This window comes from Demequina muriae (genome assembly GCF_030418295.1).
GTDB lineage: Bacteria > Actinomycetota > Actinomycetes > Actinomycetales > Demequinaceae > Demequina > Demequina muriae.
On sequence record NZ_JAUHQA010000001.1, the window covers coordinates 2,029,049 to 2,042,647 of the forward strand.

At 70.0% G+C, this 13,599-nt stretch carries 12 protein-coding genes; 8 read left to right on the top strand and 4 right to left on the bottom strand.

Annotation, left to right across the window (positions count from 1 at the left end; all coding sequences use genetic code 11):
* Positions 1-3: 3 nt before the first annotated feature.
* Positions 4-1,104 (top strand): LacI family DNA-binding transcriptional regulator, encoded by a 1,101-nt coding sequence (locus tag QQX02_RS09500; RefSeq protein ID WP_301142684.1) that lies wholly within the window; start codon positions 4-6, stop codon positions 1,102-1,104.
* Here the strand turns inward: QQX02_RS09500 and QQX02_RS09505 are convergent.
* Positions 1,101-2,024, bottom strand: a complete 924-nt coding sequence (locus tag QQX02_RS09505) for an NADP-dependent oxidoreductase (RefSeq protein WP_301142685.1) — start codon at positions 2,022-2,024, stop codon at positions 1,101-1,103. The genes QQX02_RS09500 and QQX02_RS09505 overlap by 4 nt on opposite strands.
* 120 nt (positions 2,025-2,144) lie before the next feature.
* On the opposite strand from QQX02_RS09505, the gene mgrA reads away from it, so the two are divergent.
* Entirely contained in the window at positions 2,145-3,185 is a 1,041-nt protein-coding gene (mgrA, locus tag QQX02_RS09510; protein ID WP_301142686.1) for an L-glyceraldehyde 3-phosphate reductase, read from the top strand.
* Between the two features lie 10 nt (positions 3,186-3,195).
* Here mgrA and QQX02_RS09515 read toward each other — a convergent pair whose 3' ends face one another.
* Complete coding sequence (locus tag QQX02_RS09515; RefSeq protein WP_301142688.1) at positions 3,196-3,774, bottom strand: TetR/AcrR family transcriptional regulator; 579 nt, start codon at positions 3,772-3,774, stop codon at positions 3,196-3,198.
* Between the two features lie 59 nt (positions 3,775-3,833).
* On the opposite strand from QQX02_RS09515, the gene QQX02_RS09520 reads away from it, so the two are divergent.
* Positions 3,834-5,483, top strand: a complete 1,650-nt coding sequence (locus tag QQX02_RS09520; protein WP_301142689.1) for an FAD-binding protein — start codon at positions 3,834-3,836, stop codon at positions 5,481-5,483.
* Between the two features lie 17 nt (positions 5,484-5,500).
* The gene (locus tag QQX02_RS09525; protein WP_301142690.1) at positions 5,501-6,646 is read left to right on the top strand and encodes an SDR family NAD(P)-dependent oxidoreductase; all 1,146 of its coding nucleotides are present in this window, start codon (positions 5,501-5,503) and stop codon (positions 6,644-6,646) included.
* Positions 6,647-6,765: 119 nt separating this feature from the next.
* On the opposite strand, the gene QQX02_RS09530 is transcribed toward QQX02_RS09525, so the two are convergent.
* The gene (locus QQX02_RS09530) at positions 6,766-7,212 is read right to left on the bottom strand and encodes an Hsp20/alpha crystallin family protein (protein ID WP_301142691.1); all 447 of its coding nucleotides are present in this window, start codon (positions 7,210-7,212) and stop codon (positions 6,766-6,768) included.
* A 284-nt stretch (positions 7,213-7,496) separates the two neighbouring features.
* A complete protein-coding gene (locus QQX02_RS09535) occupies positions 7,497-8,201 on the bottom strand; it encodes a YoaK family protein (RefSeq protein ID WP_301142692.1) in 705 nt (234 codons plus the stop codon).
* Positions 8,202-8,316: 115 nt separating this feature from the next.
* Here QQX02_RS09535 and QQX02_RS09540 point away from each other — a divergent pair, with 115 nt between their 5' ends.
* The 4 genes from QQX02_RS09540 (at position 8,317) to QQX02_RS09555 (ending at position 13,587) form a co-directional block, all read left to right on the top strand.
* Positions 8,317-9,414 (top strand): acetamidase/formamidase family protein, encoded by a 1,098-nt coding sequence (locus QQX02_RS09540; RefSeq protein ID WP_301143709.1) that lies wholly within the window; start codon positions 8,317-8,319, stop codon positions 9,412-9,414.
* A complete protein-coding gene (locus QQX02_RS09545) occupies positions 9,407-11,032 on the top strand; it encodes an AtzH-like domain-containing protein (protein WP_301142693.1) in 1,626 nt (541 codons plus the stop codon). The genes QQX02_RS09540 and QQX02_RS09545 overlap by 8 nt, the downstream gene beginning before the upstream one ends.
* Positions 11,033-11,128: 96 nt before the next feature.
* On the top strand, positions 11,129-12,355 hold the full coding sequence (locus QQX02_RS09550) for a pyridoxal-phosphate-dependent aminotransferase family protein (RefSeq protein WP_367304236.1): 1,227 nt from the start codon (positions 11,129-11,131) through the stop codon (positions 12,353-12,355).
* Positions 12,352-13,587: an allantoate amidohydrolase gene (locus tag QQX02_RS09555; RefSeq protein ID WP_301142694.1), complete on the top strand. Its 1,236-nt coding sequence runs from the start codon at positions 12,352-12,354 to the stop codon at positions 13,585-13,587. Before QQX02_RS09550 ends, QQX02_RS09555 begins: the two co-directional genes overlap by 4 nt.
* Positions 13,588-13,599: the final 12 nt, after the last annotated feature.

A 13,599-nucleotide genomic window follows, 5' to 3' on the forward strand; every position in this document is an offset into this window, starting at 1 on the left:
GTCATGACACAGGTCCCAAGCGTCGGCCCAAAGGCGGGCAGGCGCGAGCCATACGTGAGTGCTCGTCCCGCGCGCGCCACGGGCAAGGACCGAGCCTACGTCCGGGCCGCTGCCCCCACTCTGGAGGCGGTGGCGGCCCGGGCGGGTGTCTCCCGCGCGACGGTGTCGCGCGTGGTGAACGGCTCACCCAAGGTGCATCCCGACAGCCGCGAGGCGGTGCGTCAGGCGATCGCGGAGCTGGGCTATGTGCCCAACCGCGCGGCGCGGTCGCTCGTGAGCCAGCAGTCTCACGCGATCGCGCTGGTGGTGCCTGAGGACATCACGCGATTCCTGGGCGACGTGTACTTCGCATCCATCGTGGCGGGCATCACCAGCCGACTGGAACAGTCCGACTACGTGCTGAGCCTCATGGTCGCCAGCCAGGCGCCCGAGGGCAAGATGCTGCGCTACCTCGCCGGCGGTGCCGTCGATGGCGTGGTGGTGGTCTCGCACCACACCAGCAACCACTCGCTCCGCCAGATCAGCGAACTGATGCCCATGGTGTTCGGCGGGCGATCGGCGATTCCGGGCGTGGACGCCTATGTGGTGGACGTCAACAACGTCGATGGGGCCGCCAAGGCGACGCAGAGGCTGATCGACCGCGGCTGCACCAACATTGCGACCATCTCCGGACCGCTGTCGATGCACAGCTCACTCGACCGCGTCGAGGGCTGGCGTCGTTCGCTGCACGATGCTGGCCTCATGCCGGGCCCCGTGGTCGACGGCGACTACTCGATGCTCGGCGGCGCGCGCGCGATGCGCGAGGTGCTCGCGAACTACCCCGAGGTGGACGGCGTGTTCGTCGCGTCCGACCTCATGACCAGTGGCGCGATGCCAGTGGTGCTTGAGCGGGGCCTGCGCATCCCCGAAGACATCGCGCTCGTGGGCTACGACGACAGTCCCGCGGTGGAAGCGTGCGAGATCCCGCTGACGACCGTGCGGCAGCCTTCGGAGGAGATGGGGCGCGAGATGGCGGACATCCTGCTGGGCGTGCTCTCCGGCGACACGGATCGACCCCGCACCACGATCATGCCGACCACGCTGATCGTCCGAGAATCCGCCTAGACCGTCACCACGATCTTGCCGCGGACGTGGCCCCCTTCGAGCTCGCGGTAGGCATCGGCAGTGTTCTCGATCGGGTAGGTGCCGGCGAGTTCGACGCGCACGTGGCCCTCGTCGATCAGGGTCGCGAGCTCCGCGAGGTCGTGGGCATCGGGCCTCACCCAGATGTAGTGCCCGCCGAACTCCGACGCGGCGCGCGGATCAGCGATCGATGCCACCACGCCCTCGGGGGCAAGCAGCGCAACGGTGCCGTCGAGGGACGCGCCGCCCGCGAAGTCGATGATGGCGTCGTAGCCGTGCGGTCGCGCCTCCAGTGCGCGCTCCACGAGGCCGTCGCCGTACTCGAGGTGGGTCGCGCCGAGGTCGCACACGTAGTCGTGGTTGCGGGCCGAGGCCGTGCCCACCACGTCCGCGCCGAGGTGTCGCGCGATCTGCACCCCGAAGCTGCCCACGCCGCCGCTCGCGCCGTGGATCAGCACGGTCGACCCGTGGCCCACTCCGGCGCGACGCAGGGTCTGCAGTGCGGTGAGGCCGGCGAGCGGCACGGCCGCGGCCTGCGCGTGCGAGAGCGACGACGGCTTGCGGGCGGCGGTCCTCACCGGCACGGCGACGCGCTCGGCCAGCGTCCCGCCTGACACCACATCGGTCCGAGCGTAGGCATACACCTCGTCGCCCACGGAGAACTCAGGCGTGTCGAGCCCCGCCTTCACGACCACCCCGGACACGTCCCACGCGGGAACCACCGGGAAGCGCGCGTCGAGCAGGCCCTCGAGATAGCCCTCCCGGATCTTGTAGTCCACGGGATTGAGGCCGGCGGCACGCACCTCCACGACCATGACGTCGGGGCCGATGTGCGGCTCGGGGTGGTCGGTCAGGGCCATGACGTCGGCGCCGCCGAACTTGTCGTAGGTGATTGCTCGCATGGTGAGGGCAACGTGCGGTGACGGCGTCCTCATTCCTGGGAGCGCCGATGCACGGAATGCGCGTCCGTGCGGCACAGTGGATGACGGGGGAACCACCGCACTCGACTGAGGAGACCCACGATGACGTACGTCGCCGATCCCGCCCGCTACGACGGTCAGATGAAGTATCGCCGCACGGGCCGTTCCGGACTGGACCTTCCCGTGCTGTCGCTCGGGCTGTGGCACAACTTCGGCGACGACCGGACGCGTGAGACGCAGCGCGCGATCCTCACCCGGGCCTTCGACATGGGCGTCACCCACATGGACCTGGCGAACAACTACGGGCCTCCCTACGGCTCCGCTGAGCGGAACTTCGGCGAGATCATGAAGAGCGACCTCAAGCCGTACCGCGACGAGCTGGTGATCTCGACCAAGGCCGGGTGGGACATGTGGCCTGGTCCCTACGGTCAGGGCGGGGGAGGCCGCAAGTACGTGCTCGCCAGCCTCGACCAGTCGCTCGAGCGCATGGGCCTCGATTACGTCGACATCTTCTACTCTCACCGCTACGACGCGACCACGCCGCTCGAGGAGACTGCGGCCGCCCTCGACACCGCAGTGCGCTCGGGCCGTGCGCTGTACGTCGGCATCTCCTCCTACGACGCCGAGCACACGCGCGAGATGGCGGGACTGCTGCGCGATCTCGGCACTCCGCTGCTGATCCATCAACCCAGCTACAACATGCTCAACAGGTGGGTCGAGCACGAGGGTCTGCTCGATGCGGCGGACGAGGTGGGCGCGGGCGTCATCGCGTTCACCGCGCTGGCCCAGGGCATGCTCACGGACAAGTACCTCGACGGCATCCCCGAGGGCTCGCGCGCGTCGGAGGGCTCGTCCCTCGACAGCGCGTGGCTCACGGACGAAGTGGTGCGCCGGCTGCGGGCTCTCAACGACATCGCCGCGTCCCGTGACCAGTCGCTCGCTCAGATGGCACTGGCGTGGACCCTGCGCGACCCCCGCGTGACGTCGATCGTCATGGGGGCGAGCTCGGTGCGTCAGCTCGAGGACAACGTCGGCGCCCTCGACCGCCTCGACTTCACCGAGGCCGAGCTGGCTGCCATCGACGAGCACGCGACCGATGCGGGCGTCGACCTGTGGGCCGATGCGCGCAAGGGCGCGCTCTAGGAGTCCAGTTCTACGAGTCCAGCAGCGGGGCGACGCCCTGGAGTCCGGGCGCCAGCAGGCGCCACGCGTTCTCGGACACCGCGTGGCGCTCGTCGCGCGGCGCATGGCTCACCACCATGGCGACCATCCCGACAGCGAGCATGAGGTCGTCAACGGAGGCGCCGGGAGTGCCGCCGTCGGGGGAGGCGGCCTCCTCGGCCCACTTGCGTGCCAGCACCGCGCGCAGGCGCGCGTCGAACTCGGCGACCCGCGCGTCGGCCCTCGCCACGGCGATGGTCTCGATGAAGGCCGAGGCGGCCTCAGCCTGGTGCGTGACGAGGTCGAGGACATCGCGCATCGTCGAGCCGGGCTTCTCTCCCAGCCGCTCGATCTCCACGAGGTTCTCCTCGAAGACCGCCACCGTGAGGGAGATGCGGTCGGGGAAATGGCGGTAGAGGCTGCCCTGTCCCACCCCGGCGAGCTTCGCCACGGCTGACAAGGGTGCGTCGATGCCGCGCTCATCGAACACGGTCCGGGCGGCCGCGACCAGGGCCGCGCGGTTCTGCGGGCCCGCGCTCGGTCCGCGGTTCGTCCGTCGTGGTGTGGCCATAGCCTTAGGATAGATACCGGACAGCGTTGTCCGGAGTCGAGTGCATGGGAGGCACACCGATGGCAGAGCACACGTGGGATGAAGAGGTCGATCTTCTGGTCGCAGGCTCGGGGGCCGCGGCGATGAGCGCCGCGATCGCGGGAGCCGATGCGGGGTTGACGGTCCTGATCATCGAGAGCACCGACAAGTGGGGCGGCACCACCGCGATCAGCGGCGGCGGCCTCTGGATGCCGAACCATCCCGACATGGGCACGTTGGGCAAGTCAGACTCGCGCGAGAAGGTCCTCGAGTACATGGACGCCGTGATCGGCGACGTGGGGCCTGCGTCGAGCCCCGAGCGCAGGAGCGCGTATGTCGACGCCGTCCCCGAGGTATTCAACGCCTGGCGACGGCTGGGGATTCGGTGGGCGCTCAGTGCCGACTATCCGGACTACTACCCGGACAAGCCCGGCGGCATGGACGGCGGCCGGGCCATCGAGACCGAGCCCTTCGACTCCAAGCGCCTGGGCGGTTGGTTCTCCGCGTCCCGCGCTCAGATCCCCGCACCGCTCAAGACCGATGACGTCTGGCTCCTGTCGCGGGCATGGTCCTCGCGAACCGGGTTCGTGCGCGGCGCGCAGGTCGTGGGGCGGACCCTCAAGGGCGTGCTCACCGGCAAGGGTCTCTACGGTCTCGGCGGCGCGTATGCCGGACACCTCATGATGGCCGTGCGCACGCTCGGCGTCGAGGTGAGGCTCCGGACCCCGATCACCGCGGTGATCAAGGAGGACGGCGCCGTCGTCGGCGCGGAAGTCGCCGCGCCCGGCGGCCCGATGCGCATTCGGGCTCGCGCAGGCGTGGTGCTTGGCACGGGAGGCTTCGCCCGCAACAAGGAGTGGCGCCAGAAGTACCACGGCACCGAGGGGTTCACGTCGGCCCCCGAGGGCGATCTCGGCAGCGGGATCCAGGTGGGCATCGACGCCGGCGCCGACCTTGCGCTCATGGATGATGCCTGGTGGGGCGCTTCGGTGCCGATGCCGAACGGTGAGGCGCAGTTCGTGGTGAACGAGCGGTCGGACCCGTACTCGATCATCGTCGACCAGTCAGGGCGCAGGTTCTGCAACGAGTCCGCGAGCTACATCGACGTCGGCCACGCGATCCTCGAGCGCGACAAGGAGGTGCCCGCGATTCCCAGCTGGATGATTCTCGACCGCCGTCACCAGAAGAAGTTCCTCAACAATGTCGCGCTCACGGGTCTGAAGAAGTTGAAGAAGGCCGGCACCGTGGTTGAGGCGGACACGCTCGACAACCTCGCCGCGCGCCTGGGCATGGAGCCCGAGGTCCTCCGTGGCACGGTCGACCGCTTCAACGGGTTCTGCGCGACCGGAGTGGACGAGGACTTCGATCGCGGCCGCACCGCCTACGACAACTACTACGGCGACCCGTCGCTCACGAACCCCAACCTCGGTCCCATCGAGAAGGGGCCGTTCCGCGCCTTCATGATCGTCCCCGGCGACCTGGGCACCAAGGGCGGGCTCCTCACCGACGAGCATGCGCGGGTGATCGACACGGACGGGGTGCCCATCGAGGGCCTGTACGCGGCGGGCAACACCACGGCATCGGTCATGGGTCGCACGTATCCTGGCGCCGGGTCGACGATTGGCCCCGCCACCGTCTTCGGCTACCTGGGCGCGCGTCACGCCGCCACTCGAGTCCGTGCGAAAGTCTGATCAGATCGGAGGGAACCATGTTCGGCAGACGAGACAGCAAGAAGACCGACGAGAACCAGGCGCCCGTCACCGAGGCGTCGACGGGTCCGGCCGCCGACGGCCCGGGCGCCACCGGCCTCGGCGGGGACACCAAGATCAAGGACTGGCTGTCGCATCCCCAGGGCGGGCCGGTGCTCCGGGAGATGCTGGCCCAGGCGGGCTCCGACGAGTCACAGTTGAAGCCGGTGCGGAACTTCGCCATGAAGCGGCTCATCCCCATGAGCAAGGGCCAGTTCACCGAAGAGAAGATCGCCCAGCTGGTGGTGAAGGCGGAAGCCTACGATCCGTCCACCGCCCCGGCTGAGCCAGCCCCCGCATCGGCCGCACCGGACTCTGGGGAGGACGACGAGCTCGAGCTTCCCGACTTCGCGGAGGTCATCACGGAGGGCCGGTTCGCTGGCAGGACCGTGATCGTGACGGGGGCGGGATCGGGCATCGGCCGTGCCACCGCGTCGCGCATCGCTCGTGAGGGCGGGCGGGTGATCGCCGCGGACATCGACGGCTCACGCCTCGACGCGCTGGCGGCGGAGCTCGAGGGAGTCGATCTCGTGACGGTGGTCGCGGACATCACACGTCAAGAGGATGTCGACGCGCTGGTGGCGGCGGCGGGCGAGCGCATCGACGGCCTCGCGAACGTGGCCGGGATCATGGACAACATGACCCCGCTCCACGAGGTGAGCGACGAGGTGTGGGATCGCGTGATGGCCGTCAATGCGACGGGCATGTTCAAGCTGTCGCGGGCGGTGCTGCCGGTGATGCTCGAGGCGCACGCGGGCTCGATCGTGAACATCACATCGGAGGCTGGCCTGCGCGGATCCGCTGCGGGCCTGGCCTATACGGCGTCCAAGCACGCGGTCGTGGGCCTCACCAAGTCGAGTGCGTTCATGTACGGACCGCAGGGGATCCGCGTCAACGCCGTCGCGCCCGGGCCGGTCATCACGGGGATCGAGGCGAGCTTCGACTCGGACCTGGGGGGCAGGCGCATCCGCACCGCAATGGCGGCGATGCCCGGTCCCGTGGGTCCCGAATCGCTGGCGGCCTCGATCACGTTCCTGCTGTCTGACGACGCCCACAACGTCAACGGCGCGATCCTGCCCTCGGACGGCGGGTGGTCGGCGGTGTAGGGGTCGAGCGGGGGTGCACTAGCTGAGCGACGTCGACTGGAGTGCGCCTCGGCCATGACGCACGAAGGCCCCGACGGTCGGCCGGAGCCGGCCGTCGAGGCCGTGAGTGGAGTCGCGTCCTACGAGGTCGCGACCTGGATGCGGCGCGGCTTCGCGGATTCGGCCTTGGGCACCGTGATGGTGAGCAGGCCGTCGCGGTATGCCGCCTCGATGCGGTCGGGGTCCACGCGGTCGGGCAGACGCACCGCGCGGTGGAACCGCCCGAACCGGCGCTCGACGCGCTTGAAGCCGTCCGGGTTGGACTCGGAGTAGAAGTCGCGCTGGCCAGCGACGGTCAGCACGTTCTCTTCGATGGACACGTCCACCTGGTCGGGTGAGACGCCGGGAATCTCGACGTGAAGGGTGAAGCCGTCCTCGTTCTCCTCCACGTCGAGGGCGGGGCTGAAGGCGCCCGCGAGCGATGCGTCGGAGTCCCCGAAGAACTGGCGGACCATCCGGTTGAAGTCGTCCTGCCACAGCGACTGAGCCGTCGCCGGGACCGTCTGACGAGTGACCTCTCGTGCCATGGTGAACCTCCTGAAAAGTGTCGTGTCACCGCCTCCTCGGCGGCGTCGGCGTCAAAGTTGAGCCGATGTCACTCATGTTAAGACTTGAGTCGAGGGCGCGCAACTCTTGAGCGGCCGTGTTCGCTGAGGGAGATCGGGCACCCGTGAACTGCGAACCACTTCTTGCCGCGACGCGCCGGTTCAACGGGCTGTCGCGGTTCCTGGCGCGGCGCGTCGAATGAAAAGTGGTTCGCAGTCAAGGGGGTGGAGCGGCCGATGCGAGAGCTCGGCTGGGAGCCGCGGAGCTACAGGCCGGTGGCCTCGGCGAGGTCGCCGGGCTTGGGGCGCGAGACGTGGCCGACGATGGTGACCACCACCGTGATGAGCGCGCTGGCGAGCATGCCGACAGCGATGTCGACCTGCAGCAGCAGTGCCCCCGCGCAGGCGCCCGCACCGATGAGCAGGATCGCGCCCATGCGTCGCTTCCAGAAGTTGAGTCCCTCGCCGCCGGCGAAGGAGTCCGCGGCAAGCCCTGTGATGGTGGAGGTGACGACCACGGTGGTGACGTCCTTGACCGCGATGTGACGGGCGACCGCGGCCTGGAGGCCCATGGCGGCTCCGAGCGCAGTGGTGATCGCGAAGGTGAGCACGTGCGGGGGCTCGGACTCGACGGCAGCGGTGATGGCGGAGGCGACCAGCACGGCCGAGACGATCGAGAACAGCACGGTGGTCTTGTGCGACCAGCCCGCGTCGAAGGTGCGCAGCGTGCGCCCGCCGACGGCCGCGCCGAGGAGGAATCCGACGAGTGCGAGCACGGGGCCCAGGACGGGGAGGCCGTCGACTCCCGTGAGGGCCATGCCGAGGATCACGACGTTGCCCGTCATGTTGCCGGTGAAGACGCGGTCGAGGCCGAGGTAGCCCACCGCGTCGATCACGCCGGTGGAGAACGTGAGGGCGAGCATCAGCCCCAGGTGCGTGCGGGCGATGTCTCGTCGCAGGGCGTCGCGCATGGCGGCCTCCTCGTGGATGATGGCCCCGCACCGGAACTGCGGTGGAGCCATCCTTGGCCGGGGCGCCGGTAGTCTCGAACAAGAGTAGGGCACCGACCAGGCGGGAGACGTGAGGATGGGCGATTTCGCGGGCGTGCTGCGCAGGGGCGAACGAGTACCCGAGGGCGCGGTCTACCTGCCCGCGGGACGCGACACCGCACTGTGGGGCCGCCTCCCTGCGAAACACGATGCGCCGGTGCTGACGGTCGATCCCGGTGCCACGGTGGTGGTGGACACGCTGTCGCACGAGGGCCTGCTGCCCGATCAGGGGTCGGACCCGGGAGCCTTCTTCGGCAGCCACGGCGTGACGGCCGATGCGGTGCTGGCCGAGGCGTCCGAGTTCGCCGAGTCGGGGTCCCGCACAGCAGACGACGGCCCGCACGTGGTGACCGGCCCGATCGCGGTGCGCGGCGCGAAGCCTGGGGACCTGCTGGTCATCGACTTCCTCGACTTCACCCCGCGAGTGCCGTACGGCGTGATCTCGAGCCGCCACGGTCGCGGTGCACTGCCTGGCGAGATGCCACCGGGGCCGGACAATGTCAGCGTGTTCACGCGGATTGGGAAGGACACCGCCGGCACGTGGCGCGGCTGGCTTCCCGGCAGGGACGGTGGGCGACCGACCACGGGGTTCCCGCTCGCGCCGTTCATGGGGATCATGGGCGTCGCCACCGACACCGACGAGCGCGCTCACTCGGTGCCGCCAGGCCCGCACGGGGGCAACCTCGACATCAAGGAGCTGGTGGCCGGCACGCGGCTCTACCTGCCGGTGCAGGTGCCCGATGCGCTCGCGTACCTGGGCGATCCGCACTTCGCCCAAGGTGACGGCGAGGTCGCGCTGACGGCCCTGGAGGCCTCGCTGCGAGCCACCGTGCGGTTCGACGTGGTGCCGGAACGCGAGGCGCTGCGGTCCTTCGGCGAACTGGCGAGCCCTCTCGGTGAGTCGACTGACTATCTGATCCCCACCGGACTCGATGCGGACCTGGACGAGGCCATGCGCGGGTGCGTGCGCCAGGCCGTGGCGATCCTCGCCGCGCGCTACGGCATGGAGCCTCACCTGGCGTACGCGTACCTGAGCGCCGCCACCGACTTCCGTATCTCCCAGGTCGTGGACCTGGTGCAAGGAGTGCACGCGATGATCCGAATGAGCGACTTCGAGGCGGTGCCCGGTGAGTGACCCCAGCGAGCACCCGGCAGAAGACATCGCTCACGACCTCCAGGGGTTCGTGGGCCTGCCTGACGGCGTCGAGCCGCCGCCGCAACTGTTCGACGCGTTCTGGGCCTACGAGGCCGCGCTGATGGACGACGACCTCGAGCGACTGGGCGCCTTCTTCGCGACCGGACCCGACGTGATGCGCGGCGACGGCAGCGGACTGCTGGTGGGCCGGGAGAACATCGACCGGTTCCGGACCGGCCGCGGGGGAGCGCCGGCGCGCACGGTCACGGAGATTCAGGTGCGCCCGATCACGGAGACCCACGCGTACGTGACGTCCGTCAACGCACCGGACAAGGGCGGCCGGGGGCTCGTGACGCAGCTGTGGGAGCGGTGCGGAGACCAGGACGCCACCCCGGGCGGCTGGGTGATCACCGCCGCGCACGTGAGCGCGCCACCGCCCGCGATGGATACGCGCATCTGGCGCGTACTCGGCTCGCCGCTGGTGCCCGCGACCACCGCCGACGGTCCTCTCGCGGGCGCGACCGTCGCCGTGAAGGACATCGTCGCCGTACCCGGCCAGCGCATCGGCGCCGGGGTCCCGGCCTACCTCGCCGAGGCGACGGTCGAGGAGAGCCCGGCCGATGCGCTCGCCGCCCTGCTCAGCGCCGGCGCATCCGTGCAGGGCATCGCCCAGACGGATCAGTTCGCGTATTCGATCGCGGGCAAGAACGCCGCCTACGGCACGCCGCCCAACCCGGCCGCGCCGGGAGCCATCCCTGGCGGATCGTCGTCTGGCCCGGCATCGGCCGTCGCGAGCGGGCAGGCGACCCTCGGCCTCGGCACGGACACGGCGGGCTCGATCCGCGTGCCGGCCTCCTATCAGGGCCTCTGGGGTCTGCGGCCCACGCACGGTGCCGTCTCTCTGAAGGGCGTGCTCCCGCTCGCGCCCTCGTACGACACCCCTGGATGGCTCGCCCGCGACGGAGCGACGCTGCGCGCGGCCGCCGCGGCGACGCTGGATGCCTCAGCGCAGCGCGCGATTCCGTCGGACCAGGCCGTGGTGGCGGCCGCACTGTTCGAGGTCGCCGATGCGGACGTGCGCCACGGACTGGGGGACGTGATCGACGCTCTCGCGGCTCATGGGCTGTTCGCGTCGCTGGAGCCAGTCAGCGTGCCCGCCCCCGCCGAGTTGTTCCGCATCTTCCGCTCCACGCAGTCCGCGGAGGCTGCGCGATCCTGGCAGGAATGGATCGGCCTCCACCCGGGTGCGCTCGCGGAGGACGTCGCCGAACGCTTCGCGTGGGCCGCATCGGTCACGCCTGCGCAAGAGGAGGAGGCGCTCGAGGCCAAGCGTCAGGTTCGCGAGGCCATCGACGCCGCGCTGGGCGACGCGATCCTGCTGCTCCCCTCGGCGAGCTCCGTCGCACCGCCCCTCGACGCCTCTGCCGAGCGCCTGCAGCAGGTGCGCGAGGCGACCCTCGGCATCACCGCAGTCGCCGGGATCACCGGGCGTCCCGCGCTGTCCCTACCGTTGCTCGAACTCGACGGCGGGCCTGTGGGACTCAGCCTGGTGGGCCCGCGCGGCAGCGACCTGGCGCTGATCGACATCGCGCTGGGGTGGGTCGACGCGCTGCAGTAGATCGCGCGCATGGTGACACCGGGGGCAGAGGCCAGCCCGCGCATCGGCCGCCGTCTCGAAACCCACAGGTAACGTAGGTCTTGGCATGATGGGCAGGTGACCATACCTGGATCGATCAACCCGCCGCCGCGACTGCTCATGGGCCCGGGCCCCATCAACGCGGATCCACGCGTGCTGCGGGCGATGTCCGCGCAGCTGGTGGGTCAATACGACCCGTGGATGACGGACACGATGAACGAGGTCATGGACCTCTACCGGCAGGTGTTCGTCACCGACAACGTGCACACCATGGTGGTCGACGGCACGTCGCGCGCGGGCATCGAGGCGGCGCTGGTGTCGCTGCTCGAGCCGGGCGACCGGGTGCTGGTGCCCATCTTCGGACGGTTCGGCCACCTGCTCGCGGAGATCTGCCGCCGCGCGGGCGCCGAGGTCCACACCATCGAGACCGAGTGGGGGCGTGTGTTCACGGAGGAGGCGCTCGAGGCGGCGATCTCCGATGTGAGCCCCAAGGTGGTCGCCATCGTGCACGGCGACACGTCCACCACAGTGGCGCAGCCTCTCGAGGGGCTGGGCGATCTGTGCGAGAAGCACGGCGCGCTGCTCTACACCGACGCCACCGCGACGCTGGGCGGCAACGAGTTCCGCGTCGACGAGTGGGGAATCGACGTCGCCACTTCCGGCCTGCAAAAGTGCCTGGGCGGTCCGTCGGGTTCCGCGCCGGTGACGTTCTCCGAGCGCGCCGCCGCGGTCATCGAGGGACGCAAGTCCATCGAGGAGGGCATCCGCGACGTGGGCGACCCCGTCTCCGCGCACCCCATCCGCTCCAACTACCTCGACATGGCGCAGATCTTCGACTACTGGTCCGAGCGGCGCCTCAATCACCACACCGAGGCGACCACCATGCTGTTCGGCGCTCGCGAGTGCGCCCGCATCCTGCTCCAAGAGGGGCTTGCCGAGTCCTGGACACGGCACCAGCTGCACGGCCGCGCGATGCTGGACGGGACCACGGCGCTGGGGCTCGAGCCGTTCGGCGAGCTCGCCTACAAGATGACCAACATCGTGGGCGTCAAGATCCCGGATGGTGTCAACGCGGACGCCGTGCGGGGCGCGATGCTCGAGGACTTCGGCATCGAGATCGGGACCAGCTTCGGGCCCCTGCACGGCAAGATCTGGCGCATCGGCACCATGGGCTACAACGCGAGGACCGATGCAGTGCTGCAGACGCTCGCGTCTCTGGAGACCGTGCTGCGTCGAGCAGGGCACCGGGCTCCTGCGGGCGCCGGCGTGGACGCGGCGTACGAGGTGTACGGGGCATCGGCATGAGCGATTTCGACGCGGCCGAGGTGCTGGAGCGGTGCGACGCTCTTGCGAAGATCTCGGCTGCGGTGGACGGCATCGAGCGCAGCTACCTGACACCCGAGCACGCGCGCACCAACTGGACCGTGGGCGAGTGGATGGCCGATGCGGGCCTCACCGCCTGGCAGGACGCGGCGGGCAATCAGCGGGGCACCCTGGCGGGGCCCACGGCCGATGCGCCCGTCCTGCTGCTGGGCTCTCACCTGGATACGGTGCCGGGCGCGGGGCGCTACGACGGCGTGCTGGGGACGCTCATGGCCGTGGCAGTCGTCGGGCGGCTGCGGGCGCGGGGGGTCGAGCTGCCGTTCGGCATCGAGGTGCTGGGCTTCGCGGACGAGGAGGGCACACGCTTTGGGCGCACCCTGCTGGGCTCGTGCGCCGTGGCCGGCACGTGGGAGGACGGGTGGTGGACACTGCAGGACGCGCATGGCGTGACGCTGCATGACGCGTTTCTGGCCTTCGGGCTGGACCCGTCGCGTGTGGGCGAAGCGTCGTTGGTGGGGCGGCCCATCGTGGGCTACCTCGAGGCGCACATCGAGCAGGGGCCGCTGCTGCAGGACGCCAAGCGGTCGCTGGGCGTGGTGCGCGGCATCATGGGCGCGCGTCGGTTCGAGCTGGAGATGATCGGCGAGGCGGGCCACGCGGGCGGCATGCCGTATGGGCGCCGCCGCGACGCGTTGCTGGGCGCCTCCGAGGTGGTGTCTGCCGTCGAGGTGCTGGCGCGCGACGCCCGCGCCGTCGGCACCGTCGGTCGGCTGCAGGCGTTCCCCGGGGCCGTGAACGTGATCCCGGGCCGCGTGGAGTTCTCCCTCGACCTGCGAGCCGAGACCGATGCGGTGCGCGACCGGGTCTGGGACGAGATCGCGGAGAAGGGTCTCAAGTCAGCGGCCGCGCGGCAGTTGTCGTTTGGGGTGCGGCAGGTACATGAGGCTCGCGCCACGCAGGTCGGGGAGCAGCTGGCGCTTGCGGTCGAGGCCGGCATTCGGTCCACGGGGGACGCCGAGCCGATGTGGCTCCTGTCGAAGGCCGGCCACGACGCCATGGCGATCGCGGACCTGTGCGACTACGCCATGCTCTTCATCCGCTGCAAGGACGGCATCTCGCACCACCGCGACGAGGCGGTGTGTGCCGACGACGTCGAGGTCGCGCTGGACGCCTTAGAGGCGACGGTGCTGGAACTCGCGGGGCAATCCTCGTAAGTCATAACTTCT

Excerpts from the sequence above, each read along its gene's own strand:
- QQX02_RS09540 (WP_301143709.1), top strand. The coding sequence starts at position 8,317 with ATGGGCGATTTCGCGGGCGTGCTGCGCAGGGGCGAACGAGTACCCGAG.
- QQX02_RS09500 (WP_301142684.1), top strand. The coding sequence starts at position 4 with ATGACACAGGTCCCAAGCGTCGGCCCAAAGGCGGGCAGGCGCGAGCCA.
- QQX02_RS09505 (WP_301142685.1), bottom strand. The coding sequence starts at position 2,024 with ATGCGAGCAATCACCTACGACAAGTTCGGCGGCGCCGACGTCATGGCC.
- QQX02_RS09555 (WP_301142694.1), top strand. The coding sequence starts at position 12,352 with ATGAGCGATTTCGACGCGGCCGAGGTGCTGGAGCGGTGCGACGCTCTT.
- QQX02_RS09515 (WP_301142688.1), bottom strand. The coding sequence starts at position 3,774 with ATGGCCACACCACGACGGACGAACCGCGGACCGAGCGCGGGCCCGCAG.
- QQX02_RS09525 (WP_301142690.1), top strand. The coding sequence starts at position 5,501 with ATGTTCGGCAGACGAGACAGCAAGAAGACCGACGAGAACCAGGCGCCC.
- QQX02_RS09530 (WP_301142691.1), bottom strand. The coding sequence starts at position 7,212 with ATGGCACGAGAGGTCACTCGTCAGACGGTCCCGGCGACGGCTCAGTCG.
- QQX02_RS09520 (WP_301142689.1), top strand. The coding sequence starts at position 3,834 with ATGGCAGAGCACACGTGGGATGAAGAGGTCGATCTTCTGGTCGCAGGC.
- mgrA (WP_301142686.1), top strand. The coding sequence starts at position 2,145 with ATGACGTACGTCGCCGATCCCGCCCGCTACGACGGTCAGATGAAGTAT.
- QQX02_RS09535 (WP_301142692.1), bottom strand. The coding sequence starts at position 8,201 with ATGCGCGACGCCCTGCGACGAGACATCGCCCGCACGCACCTGGGGCTG.